An 11,990-nucleotide genomic window follows, 5' to 3' on the forward strand; every position below is an offset into this window, starting at 1 on the left:
CCACCCGGCACCATTGGGAATCGGATGCGGCGCGCAGCGACGACGTTTGCGCGTGTGCAAGTAGCAGTTGCCACTGGGTTCAATCCCGGTATCGCGCACCAGCGTTTATGCAGGCAATTGGTCTGAGATACAGGTTGTGGTCCGACGCCGAACGATTCTTAACGATGCCTCAGTCGGTGGTATGGACGATCAGCACGTCGGTCTTGACCCTACGGGAGACTTCGGATGGGACTGATCCCAGCAGCCGCCCGGCGACGCTGCTGAGTCCGACGTTGCCGACGACCAGCAGGTCGGCACGGACCTCCTCGGCCAGGTGCACCAGCGCGTTGATTGGGGCACCGACGATATCCCTCTCCTCCACGTTCTTGGCCCCGGCCTTGTGCGCCCGCTCCCTGGCGTCGTGCAGGATCGCATAGAAGGGGGCGTCGCCCACCAGCCGGTAGTCCTCCCCGTGGGTGCTCCCCGGCGGCACGGCGTAGCGGCCGCGTTCCTCCGGGACGGGGAGATGCGCCGTCGCAACGATCAACTTCGCCCCGAGATCCGCAGCGATCGCGGCTGCGCGATCCACCGCACGCAGCGACGAGTCCGAGCCATCGGTACCGACCACGACGGTCTGATAGGCGCTCATTTCCCAGAGTGTAAGGCGGAGGGCGGCTCATTCGAGTGCAAACCGATGAGCCGGTCCCCCGCCGGGCGCTGGCCGACGATGGTTCTCTCCCTGGATCCGGGCACCCACACCGTCTACGTCACCAACCTCGGCCTCGGCTTCAACTCGGTGTCGGTGATCGAATCTCGTTAGTGGTCGAGGTTGAGTCGATGATCGGGAACGTCGTCGAATTCCGACATAAAGCAACGACACGCCGTCGAAATAGCCGCATCAGGCTTGCGCCGATGGCGGCTTGACGCGGCAGACGAAGAGCAAGGAGACCCTGGTTGTCGGTGGCGGTGCCTAGCATCGTTTCCGCAAGACACCGCACATTGACGGTACCGACGTGACCTCTAGGAAGATCGCATGAAGTTCATTTCGACCCGAATCATCACGGCCGACGTCAATCGGCTCGTCGATTTCTACGAGATGGTCACCGAGGTCTCCGCGATATGGGGGAACGAGCTTTTCGCCGAGATACCGACGCCGATCGGCACGCTGGCTATCGGCAGCGACAAGACCGTACCGCTGTTTGGAGACGGATCCGCCGAACCGGCGGCCAACCGAAGCGCAATCGTGGAGTTCATTGTCGAGGACGTGGACGCGGAATATGAGCGGCTCCGCGAGCGCGTCTCCGAGGTCGTGACGAAGCCGACGACAATGCCGTGGGGTAACCGGGCGTTGTTGTTCCGGGATCCGGACGGAAATCTGGTGAACCTGTTCACCCCGATCACCGACGAGGCTCGGGCCAAGTTCGGAGTTTGACCGTCGGCGAGCACCGTTGCAGGGTGACGTGGTCGAGTTCCGACACGGAGCAACTGGGAACACACACCTCGACGCCCTTGGGAATCGGAGGCGTCGTGCACCGACGAGTTTGCGCGTGCGCAAGTACGGTATGCACTGGTTCAATCCCGTTATCGTCGCGAAATTGCGGGAATTTTAGAGCGCCACTTGGCTGGGAATGAGGAGGGGGCATGTGAGGCTTGCCGACTGTCCAGTCTTTCCCGACGAGGCGGCAAACGCCCTGAGCACGGACCGCGGCTTGGGTTGGCGCCTGGCGCGACAGGCCGGCCCGGTTTTGCGACATCCAGCGGCGAACGGGATGTTTGCAAACTTTGTCTTTGTGGTCGGACGGGAGGAGGTGTTAGAGAATCTGGACGATGCCAGGTTGGATCGCGCCCGTGCTCTTCCCGAAAGCGATCTCCAGGTTCACCAGCAGCTATTCGCCCCAAAATCAGCTCATGACGTTGCGGCGCAGTTCCGGCCGACCGCCGCCGCGCTGATCGATCGTTTTGCCGCCGCTGGTGGCGGTGACGCGGTGGCCGATGTGACCACGCCGATGGCTGACGCCCTTTTCGACAGCGTGTCGCGTCTGCAGCTATTGCCTGTTGAGCACCTGAACGGGCGGTCAGGCCATGTCCTGTCCGAGGCGTGCCGCAATTTGTTCAAACACGCCGGCTGGCACTTACTCGAGTTGGCACGCAACCCCGAATTGTGCGATGTGCTTCGACGTCAGCCTGAGCTGATGCGCGAGTTCATTGAAGAGATCCTCCGGTTGGAGCCGATGGCGCCGAGTTGCCAGCGGTTTACTACCCAGCCAACGACCGTCGGTGGCGTAGAGGTGCCGGCCGACGTGGTGCTGAATTTGTGTATCGGTGCGGTGCAGCGGGACGGCAGTGACGCCATGTCCACTGATGATCTTGTGATTGGCTTTAGGGCGCACCGGCATTGGAGTTTGGGTGCGGGGTCTATGCGTTGCCGGGGCGGGCACATCGTCCGGCAGGTGTTGCGAGTGCTGGTTGAGGAGTGGGTCGACCGGGCCGGGCATGTTGGGCTGGCTCCCGGTTTCCGGCCGGCGGCCGCGTTCCCAGCGACTCAGAGCGTGCTGTTTCTGCCGGAGCTGCCGCTAGTGACGAGGGCTTAGTACTGATCCACAATCTCGATGAGTGCTCGCACTCGATCCAGCGCGAGCGACGCTGACCCGAAGGATTTAGGGTTAGACATCATTACCTCGTGAAGATAGGTAGATGAAGTAAACGCAGTTGCCTAGGGCCAGCAGTCCGGACACCCAGCCTGAGGAGATGACCGCGGCCATCGCCCGTCTGAATCAGCTGGTGTCGCACAAACGATGGCGTGCGCCCGGTCGAGCAGGGTGAGAGTGACAGTTTTGTGGCGGCGTTCGCCCGCGCGTCCGATGCGGTGGCCGCTGCCGTGGAGTTGCAGCGGGCGCCGTTGGCGCCGATCCGGCTGCGTATCGGGGTCGGCTGCCGAGTGGGCGCCGGCTGGTATCCGCGGCGAAGGCCACCGGCAACTGTGTCACAATGGCGACAATCGCGATAGGCCGCCGCGCCGCCGCGGTTAGGTAAGAACATGACAACAGCATTCGTGTTGTCCGGCGGCGCAAGCCTCGGTGCGGTCCAGGTGGGGATGCTGCTCGGCCTGGCCGATGAAGGGATAACGCCGGACCTGATCGTCGGCACATCCGTCGGCGCGGTCAACGGCGGGTGGATCGCGTCGGGGCCCGATGCCACGGGCATTGGCGCACTAGCCGACCTGTGGCTGTCGCTGTCGCGAAAAGACATATTCCCCACCCACCCGATCGCCGGGCTCCTGGGCTTCCTTGGTCGCCGTCCGCACCTGGTACCCAACAGTGGTTTGCGGCGCCTCCTGACCGACCAACTCGGATTCGCCCGGCTCGAGGATGCACCGATCCCTCTCCATGTGGTGGCCACCGACGTGATCTCGGGCACCGACGTTCTGCTGTCGTCAGGAGACGCAGTCGACGCGATCGCGGCCAGCGCTGCCATCCCCGGCGTATTCCCGCCGGTGAACATCAACGGGCGCGATCTCATGGACGGGGGTGTCGTGAACAACACCCCGCTGTCCCATGCCGTCGCGCTCGGCGCCGACCGAGTCTGGGTGTTGCCGACCGGCTACTCGTGCGCCCTGCCCGCCTCACCACAGGCGGCGCTGACGATGGCATTGCACGCCCTGACCCTAACCATCAATCATCACCTCGCTGTCGACGTCACCCGCTTCGAGCAAGCGGTCGACCTGCACGTCATCCGACCGCTGTGTCCGGTCGCCACTTCAGGGGCGGACTTCTCGCACGCGGCAACGCTGATCGAGCGGTCACATGCGGCTACCCGCGAGTGGCTGGCAGCGTGCCCTCCGTCCACCGGCCAGGCTGGATTGCTTGAGCCGCACCGCCACTAGGCGGGGCGGCCGCGGTAGCGCCCACCCCTGTCCAGCCCATCCCGTCCGGCTGGTCCCTGACCGCGCTAAAGGTGGTATGGGCTGGGTCCTGCCCAGAGGACCGCCGACGCCCAGCAGGGATGCGAGCGGAAAACGAGTAGCTAATTACTCGTGCCAGACAGCTATTGAGGACCCATGCTTGCAAACCGTGCCGGAAACGTCGTACGCATCCTGCGGCGATCTGAGCCTGGCGTATCAGGTGTTCGGGGACGGGCCGATCGAGCTCGTCTTCGCCGGGTCGTTCGCCAGCCACATCGAGCTGTACTGGACCGTGCCCGAATTCGCGGCCTTCTTCGAGCGGCTGTCCACGTTCTGTCGCGTCCTTCTGTTCGACAAGGCCGGGGCGGGGCTGTCGGATCCGGCGCCGAAAGTTCGCACGCTGGATGATAGGGCGGCCGAGATCGAGGCTGTCATGGACGCCGTCGGCTTCGAAAGAGCGGTGCTTTTCGGGGGTAGCGAGGGCGGCCCGGCCGCCTTGGTCTTCGCGGCAACACGACCGGAGCGAGCGCGGGCGTTGATTCTTACCGGCACCTTCGCGTACGCCTTCATCGACGGCTGGGATGACTTGGACCGCGATCCGGCCGAGGTGCGGGCGCGCCTCGTGCGCGAGCTGGGTAACGACTACGCGCCCTCGGTGAAGCAGCTCGTCCGCTGGCAGTCTTGGTGCCGCGCCGCCGTCTCGGCGTGGGGCAGCGGCGAGGCAACCAAAGCTCTGCTGCCGTCGGTGCGGTCGATACGCCAGCTGGCAATGGTGGAGCGCATGAGCGCCAGCCCCGGGATGGCGAGGGCGACATTCGAAGCGGCGTTTCGGATCGACGTGCGGCCGATCCTGCCGACGATCAGCGCGCCCACCCTGCTCATCCATTCCCGCGACGAAGTCGTTCCGGTGCAGTGCGGCCGGTACCTCGCCGACCACATCCCCGGTGCGCGGTTGCTCGAAATCGAGGGCAGCGACCACGTGCCCTGGCTCGCCGATCCCGACCGGATCCTGACCGAGGTCGAGGCGTTTCTCACCGGCAGCCATGCCGCGCCGTCCCAGTCACGTCGCGCCCTGCGCACCGTGTTATTCACCGACATCGTCGCCTCCACGCAACGCGCGGCGGCGACCGGCGACGAGCGATGGCGGGCGGTGCTGCAACGGTTCGATGAGATCACCGCCGAACTCACTAACCGATTCGGCGGCACCGTGGTCAAAAGCACCGGCGACGGGCATCTCGCCACGTTCGACGGCCCGACGCAGGCGATCCGCTGCGCTGAGGCCTTGCGCACTGACGCCGAGACGCTGGGCATCCGGATCCGCGCTGGCATCCACACCGGCGAATGTGAACTGCTGGACAACGACATCGGCGGGCTCGCCGTACACATCGCGGCGCGGATCCTCGGCCAGGCCGGTGCCGGGGAAATCCTCGTCTCGCGCACCGTGCGTGACCTGGTTGTTGGCTCGGGCACGGGTTTTGAGGACCGTGGCAGCGTCGAGCTGCGTGGCGTGCCCGGCACCTGGCAACTGCTGGCGGTCGATCGCCACGGCCCGCGGGCCGGATCGGCCGAGGCGGAACTGGTGTCAACACCCACTCCCGGGCCTCGGACCGCGATGCGCCGCTCGGACCGCGCCGTTGCCGCGATGGCCAGGCGGACACCGTGGATCCTGCGCGGAGTGGCCCGCCTCGCCCCGGCCACCGACCGCAGATGAACAGCTCGAGGAGAAACACCCAACGTCCCAGGCCCCGACCCCGCCCGGACTAGGTGGCTCAGCAGGCCTGAGTCATCTAGGTGCCGGCGGCTGCCGACGAAGTCGGTGATGATCCCGGTCCGCAGGATCATGACGGCGCGGGCGTGGCGGGTGCGGCTATGGCATCTCGGCGTCGCCGGTGCCGTGGTGGGGTTTTTGACCGGTCTGGTGTTATCGACCGGGCCGTTGAGCGCGCCGGTGTTCACCGGATTGGGCTCAGCGGGGGCGCTTTCCTGGGATCTGAGGCCGCCAGCGCGTTGCTGCTCTACACCGCCAAGCTCGCCACGTTCGGCCAGTTCGGCGTTCTCACAACCAGTCTCGTCGTCCGTGGGATGGTAGTCGGGGCTGCCCTCATGATCGGCCCGTTCCTGACCCGCACGATTGTGCGCCGACTTCGCCCGCACGCCTACACCCTCCTGATCGACACGGTCTTGGTGGCCGCGGCGGCCCGAATGTTCATCGCCACCCGTACCGTCTAAGCACCCGGTGTCTGCTGAGGCGGTCACGGGACGGATGCCGAGTGTTTGTCTGCTGGTCACCAGAGGGCGGGCTGGGTCTGCGAACCTTGATCCGACGCTCCCGGACATCAGGAGTCGCCGCGACTCGGGAAAGGTCCGTCATGACGGAACACTTGCGTGCTTACAACAGTCTGTGGCAGGTCCGCAGCGACTCGTGGTGCCGGTTGGAGGAGGCCGCTGACCGGCTGACGCGCCCGGACACCGGGGGAGCGTTAAAGGAACAGTGTGCGAACGGCTGCCAGGAATTACTGACGCGCCTGAGTACGCTCGAGCCCTACTGGGCCTACCCCGGCTCTCCTCAATTCGCGCGGATTCAACGACTTTTTGCTGCTGGCAGCTATGACAAGTTCGCACAAGCGGTGGGGCAGGTCAACCGCGCGCTGACCACCGAGTCGTACCGCACCGGCGACGTCGACAACGCCGGTGCCGACGAGCTCGATATGTTCCCGACCGATCCGCGCACCCTCGAGCATCAGCCGGCAGCGCAGCGCGACCGCCCCTATTTCGAGGTGCTCGTCGTCGAGAAGATGACCGAAGACCAGGAACGGGTGCTACGCAACGAGGTTCGCAAATGGCGACGCCCCGACGACGAATTCGTCTACGAGCTTGTGGTGGTATCCAGCGGCGATGAGGCCCTCATCGCGGCACGGCTGAACGTCAACTTGCAAGCGGTGATAATCCGGCGGCGCTTCTCCCACCAATCGACCCGCGACCTGTCTTCCCTGGCGGAGTTCGTCGATTCCGCGGTGTCGGACGAGATGGCCGATCACAAGACGCCCGAAGAACGCGCCCAGATCCTCGCGGTCTCGCTGGCGAAGTTGCGGCCCGAGCTGGACCTGTACCTCATGACCGAAATCGACGTGGAGGACATCGCCGGGCGCCTGGGTCAGTATTTCCGCAGGGTGTTTCACGCCCGGGAAGGGATGCTCGAGCTTCATCTGTCGATCCTGCAGGGGGTGGCGGCGCGTTACCGCACTCCGTTCTTCAGCGCGCTCAAGCAATACAGCCACCGTCCCACGGGCGTATTTCACGCACTGCCGATTTCGCAGGGTAAGTCGATCGTCAATTCGCACTGGATCAAGGACATGGTCGGCTTCTACGGCTTGGACGTATTCATGGCCGAGACCTCGGCGACGTGCGGCGGCCTTGACTCACTGCTGGAGCCCACCGGTCCGCTGCGCGAATCCCAACAGCTCGCGGCGGAAGCATACGGCTCGCGGCACACCTACTTCGTCACCAACGGAACGTCGACCGCCAACAAAATCGTCACCCAGGCGCTGGTGGCGCCCGGCGACATCGTGCTGCTCGACCGCAACTGCCACCAGTCACATCACTACGGGATGTTGCTTGCCGGTGCGAATGTCGTTTATTTAGAGGCCTATCCGCTCAACGACTACTCGATGTACGGAGCGGTGCCGTTGCGCGAGATCAAGTCGAAATTGTTGGCGCTGAAGCGTGCCGGCAAGCTCGACCGGGTCAAGATGATGTCGCTGACAAACTGCACCTTCGACGGGATCGTCTACGACGTCCAGCGTGTCATGGAAGAGTGCCTCGCCATCAAGCCCGATCTGGTGTTCTTGTGGGACGAGGCGTGGTTCGCCTTCGCCCGCTTCCACCCGGTCTATCGGACACGCACCGCGATGGCGTCGGCAGAGGCGCTGCGCGAGCGGTTCCAGGACCCCGACTACAAACGTCGCTTCGAGAAGTACCTGGCCGACGAGGCCGCCGATGCACCCAGTGACGATGATCTTCTGGACCGTCGCCTGATGGCCGACCCCGCAAGAGCGCGGGTGCGCGTTTATGCCACCCAGTCGACCCACAAGACGCTGACCGCGCTGCGGCAGGGATCGATGATCCATGCTTTCGATCAGGACTTCGACCAGAAGGTCGCCGTGCCGTTCCATGAGGCCTACATGGCGCACACGTCGACCTCACCCAACTACCAGATACTGGCGTCCCTAGACCTCGGTCGTCGCCAGGTGGCGTTGGAAGGCGCCGAACTGGTGCAGCGGCAAATCGAAAACGCGATGCAACTTCGCGATGCGATTGACAACCATCCGTTGCTCAAGAAGTACATGAATTGCCTTGGCACGTCTCACCTGATCCCGGATCGGTTCCGGCCGACAGCCATCGACCAGCCGCTGCGTTCGGGGCTGCGCAACATGATCGCGGCCTGGGATCACGACGAGTTCGTGCTCGATCCTTCCAGAATCACCTTGTGGATCGGGCGCACCGGTTATGACGGCGATACCTTCAAACGCAAACAGCTGATGGACCGTTACGGCATTCAGATCAACAAGACGTCGCGTAACAGCGTGTTGTTCATGACGAATATCGGCACCACGCGCAGCTCGGTCGCTTTCCTGGTCGAGGTCCTGGTCAACATCGCCAACGAACTCGACCAAGGAATCTCCGAAATGAGTCTGGGTGAACGCGAACACTTCGAGCGAGCGGTATATCGGCTTACCGAAATGTCGTTGCCGCTACCCGATTTCAGCGGCTTCCACCCAGCGTTCCTCGATCACAGCGGAAGCGAGCCAACACCGGAAGGCGACGTCCGCCGGGCGTTCTACCTCTCGTACGACGACACCAACTGCGAATACCTGTTCGGCGAACAGATTGACGAACGCCTCGATGCCGGCCTCGATGTCGTATCAGCGACCTACGTGACGCCCTATCCGCCAGGGTTCCCGGTCTTGGTGCCCGGCCAGCTGGTCAGCCGGGACATCCTGCAGTTCATGCGCGATCTCGATACACCCGAAATCCACGGCTATGAGCCGAACTTCGGTTATCGCGTGTACACGGAGAAGGCGATCGAGACGGTCGCCGCAGCGGTGGGGCTACCGTCCAACGGCCACCGCTCCGCGGACCCCACGCCCGTGTCGGCGCCGCAAAAACCGCCGAAGAAAAAGTCGGCGAGAAGCGGCGGAAATGGTGGGGGTCAGAGTCTCCCCGAGGTCGGTCAGGATGAACTGCTCGGCGAGCAGCAACCCGGCGACGCAGTGCGAGCCGAGTCAAAGTCCTAACGCCGACGTCAGAGGATTTCTTCGAGCAAGCTCTTGAGGTCTTTTTGCTGTGCGGCGGTGAGCCGGTCAAGGCGCTTGTCGAATGCGACTGACAGCAGGGTGAGACCCTCCCCGAGTATGTGACGCCCGGCCGCGGTGAGCAGCAAACGATGGCGCCGCAGATCGGCCGGGTCGATCTCGCGGCGCACGAATCCCGCGCCCTCAAGCCGTTTCAGGTAAACCGTCACCGTCGCCTTGGGCATGCTCAATGTCGTTGCAAGCTCGGCAGGGTAGGGATGCTCGTCGACTTCCATAAGCAGGAACAACTCCTTGCAGTCGAGCCCCAACGCGCCGATGTCGGCCTCGACGCTGGCGATCACCGACAGCAGTAACCGGTAGTTCAGCGACCAGATCTTGGCCACATCGGATGCAGGCATCGACTTGCTTGCCAGATAGTTCAGAGATAAACTAGCTCGGATATATACAAACTCATAAGTGAACAATCTACCAGAAAGCGACCACCATGCCTCTGGATCACTATGTGACACTCGGACGATCCGGGTTGCGCGTCAGCCCGCTGTGTCTGGGAGCGATGACGTTCGGGGAAGATCTCGGCTGGGGCACCGGTGTCGAAGAGTCCCAACAGATCATCGACCGATACGTCGAACTCGGCGGCAACTTCATCGACACTGCCAACTTCTACACAAGGAGCCACTCCGAGAAGATCATCGGAGACCACATCGGGCGGCACGCCACCCGACGCGATCGCCTGGTGATCGCGAGCAAATTCAGCGGCAACCTGTATCCGGGTGATCCCAACGGCGGTGGCTCGGGGCGTAAATCACTGATCAGCGCCTGCGAAAATTCGTTGCGGCGCTTGCAAACCGACTACATCGACCTGTACTGGCTGCACATGTGGGACGCGAATACTCCCATCGACGAGACCATGGCCGCGCTCGACGGCCTCGTTCAGGCCGGCAAGGTGCGCTACATCGGTGTTTCGGATACCCCGGCGTGGAAGATCGTCGAGGCAAACCTGATCGCTCGTTTCCGCGGATGGTCGCCGTTCATCGGGCTGCAAGTCGAGTACTCGTTGCTGGAACGCACCATCGAACAAGAGCTGGTTCCGATGGCCAGCGAATTCGGCCTCGGAATAACGCCGTGGTCACCGCTGAAAAGCGGCGTGCTCAGTGGCAAGTACACCCGACGCAGTACTGGCGAGAACAAGCCCGATCGCGGCGTGATCGTCGAGGCTTTCCTCGACGAGAAGACCTACGCGATCATCGACGAACTCGAGGTCATCGCGAAAGCGCATGAGACTACGGTCGCCAGTGTGGCCCTGGCCTGGGTGCAGGCACAGCCGGCCGTGACGTCAGTCATCATCGGGGCACGCAGGCTCTCGCAGCTTGATGACAACGTCGGTGCCCTCGACGTGACGCTCACGGCCGAGGAGCTGATCGGGCTGGACGCACTCACCAAACCGGCTTTCGGTTTCCCTCAAGGCCTGCTGACAACCGCGCACGGGGTGATCAACAACGGAACAACCGTCAACGGTGTCTCTGCACCGATCTCCGAGTATGTGATACCTGAAGGCGTCCAGCCCTATTGAGCCGAAGCCGCCGAATCAATTCTGGCGATGGCTGTCTCGTCGCAGCCGTACCGCTCGGCTGACCGCTGTCAACGATGCGAGCGCGGCCATCGCTGCGAGAATGATCGCCGATGCCTTTGGGGATCCGACAACGGTCAACAGCAGCGGCAGCCCGAAGCCGAGATAGGTCAGTACGTAGAACGCTCCAGTGAGAGCACCGCGCACCCGTTGCGGTGCAGCGACTTCCAAATCAATCAAGCCCTCGCGTAAACAAAGGCCGGCCGCGCACCCGAGAACGATCAGCAGCGGCAGACCCAACGCCAGCGGCATGGTCGGTGGTGCGGCCGCCGTTGCGGCGTAGCCGACGGCAGCCAGCGCTGCGCCGACCGTGCCGGTTTGCGGCCCCCAGCTACCGGCACGGGCGACCACTTGAATAACCGCGCTAACACCATTGACAAGCAGCGTCGCCGTTCCCGCGGCCAGCGGAGCCGCGAGCCCGACGTGGACACGCGTCGGGATCGTGATGAAACCAAGCGTCGCCGAGGCGAACACCCACGGCGCCAACGGCAGGGCCCAGCTCAACGCCTGCACGGCGCCCTGCGGCGCCGACTCCGATCGCTGCGAGTCAGGGGCTGTCGCCGGCGCGGTCACGTCTGCACGCTGCATCGCAGCGACGGTGATGACCATCGCCGCGACGACGACGGCGGCGGCGATTCCGAACGACACCCGAATGCCGGATTCGCCCACCCGAACGATTCCCGCTGCGCCGAACGGGCCGATGGCGAAACCTGCCGTCATCACGGCCCCGCCGGTGGCCGCGCCGGCGGGACCTTTCAGGTCGGAGACCCAAGCGGTGCAGGAGCTCATTGTCAGACCCACGCCGACCCCGACGATCAAACGCCCGGCCAGCAACACGTCGGATTGCTGGGAGATCAACATCGCCAGCGTTGCCACCAGAGATGTCGCTGAGCCCGCGAACGCGACGGACGGACGTCCGAACGAATCGGACGCGCGCCCGCCGACGAGCAGGCCGGGAAGCAATCCCAATGCGTAGATTCCAAAGATCGCGTCAATAGCGGCAGCGCTGAGATGTTGGCGCTCGCTGATCACGGGCATCAAGGCGACGAAGTGGTTGGCGACCCATCCGGTTGCCAGCAGCAGAGCCAAGGCGCCGACGAATACGGCCTCTCCTGAAGCAGGTCCGCGGCGGTCCTCACCCCGCTTGGTGGGCAGCGTTGGAGACGACCAG

At 64.0% G+C, this 11,990-nt stretch carries 11 protein-coding genes and 1 pseudogene; 9 read left to right on the forward strand and 3 right to left on the reverse strand.

Features of this window, described 5'->3' with window-relative positions:
• Positions 1–169 precede the first annotated feature (169 nt).
• Positions 170–628, reverse strand: a complete 459-nt coding sequence (locus VNW74_RS28880) for a universal stress protein (RefSeq protein WP_325683281.1) — start codon at positions 626–628, stop codon at positions 170–172.
• Positions 629–673: 45 nt separating this feature from the next.
• Here VNW74_RS28880 and VNW74_RS28885 point away from each other — a divergent pair, with 45 nt between their 5' ends.
• The 8 genes and pseudogenes from VNW74_RS28885 to VNW74_RS28920 all read left to right on the forward strand — a co-directional run bounded on the left by VNW74_RS28885 (position 674) and on the right by VNW74_RS28920 (position 9,174).
• Entirely contained in the window at positions 674–799 is a 126-nt protein-coding gene (locus VNW74_RS28885; RefSeq protein ID WP_325683282.1) for a hypothetical protein, read from the forward strand.
• 213 nt (positions 800–1,012) lie between these two features.
• Positions 1,013–1,411, forward strand: a complete 399-nt coding sequence (locus VNW74_RS28890) for a VOC family protein (RefSeq protein ID WP_325683284.1) — start codon at positions 1,013–1,015, stop codon at positions 1,409–1,411.
• A 211-nt stretch (positions 1,412–1,622) separates the two neighbouring features.
• Positions 1,623–2,570, forward strand: a complete 948-nt coding sequence (locus VNW74_RS28895) for a cytochrome P450 (RefSeq protein ID WP_325683286.1) — start codon at positions 1,623–1,625, stop codon at positions 2,568–2,570.
• A gap of 139 nt (positions 2,571–2,709) precedes the next feature.
• A pseudogene (locus VNW74_RS28900) lies at positions 2,710–2,908 on the forward strand (hypothetical protein); the annotation flags it as partial.
• 108 nt (positions 2,909–3,016) lie between these two features.
• A complete protein-coding gene (locus VNW74_RS28905; protein ID WP_325683288.1) occupies positions 3,017–3,862 on the forward strand; it encodes a patatin-like phospholipase family protein in 846 nt (281 codons plus the stop codon).
• Positions 3,863–4,049: 187 nt separating this feature from the next.
• Positions 4,050–5,591, forward strand: coding sequence for an adenylate/guanylate cyclase domain-containing protein (locus VNW74_RS28910; protein WP_325683290.1), 1,542 nt, complete (start codon positions 4,050–4,052; stop codon positions 5,589–5,591).
• Between the two features lie 80 nt (positions 5,592–5,671).
• Complete coding sequence (locus tag VNW74_RS28915) at positions 5,672–6,109, forward strand: hypothetical protein (protein ID WP_325683292.1); 438 nt, start codon at positions 5,672–5,674, stop codon at positions 6,107–6,109.
• Between the two features lie 140 nt (positions 6,110–6,249).
• Positions 6,250–9,174 carry an ornithine decarboxylase gene (locus VNW74_RS28920; protein ID WP_325683294.1) on the forward strand — a complete coding sequence of 975 codons (2,925 nt, stop codon included), beginning with the start codon at positions 6,250–6,252 and terminating at the stop codon, positions 9,172–9,174.
• 8 nt (positions 9,175–9,182) lie between these two features.
• Here the strand turns inward: VNW74_RS28920 and VNW74_RS28925 are convergent, their stop codons facing one another.
• The gene (locus VNW74_RS28925; RefSeq protein ID WP_325683296.1) at positions 9,183–9,590 is read right to left on the reverse strand and encodes a MarR family winged helix-turn-helix transcriptional regulator; all 408 of its coding nucleotides are present in this window, start codon (positions 9,588–9,590) and stop codon (positions 9,183–9,185) included.
• An 86-nt stretch (positions 9,591–9,676) separates the two neighbouring features.
• Here VNW74_RS28925 and VNW74_RS28930 point away from each other — a divergent pair, with 86 nt between their 5' ends.
• Positions 9,677–10,762, forward strand: a complete 1,086-nt coding sequence (locus VNW74_RS28930) for an aldo/keto reductase (RefSeq protein WP_414686817.1) — start codon at positions 9,677–9,679, stop codon at positions 10,760–10,762.
• A gap of 15 nt (positions 10,763–10,777) precedes the next feature.
• Here VNW74_RS28930 and VNW74_RS28935 read toward each other — a convergent pair whose 3' ends face one another.
• Positions 10,778–11,974: an MFS transporter gene (locus tag VNW74_RS28935; protein ID WP_325683302.1), complete on the reverse strand. Its 1,197-nt coding sequence runs from the start codon at positions 11,972–11,974 to the stop codon at positions 10,778–10,780.
• Positions 11,975–11,990 lie beyond the last annotated feature (16 nt).

Origin of the sequence: Mycobacterium sp. (assembly GCF_035570115.1) — a bacterium.
Classification (GTDB): domain Bacteria; phylum Actinomycetota; class Actinomycetes; order Mycobacteriales; family Mycobacteriaceae; genus Mycobacterium.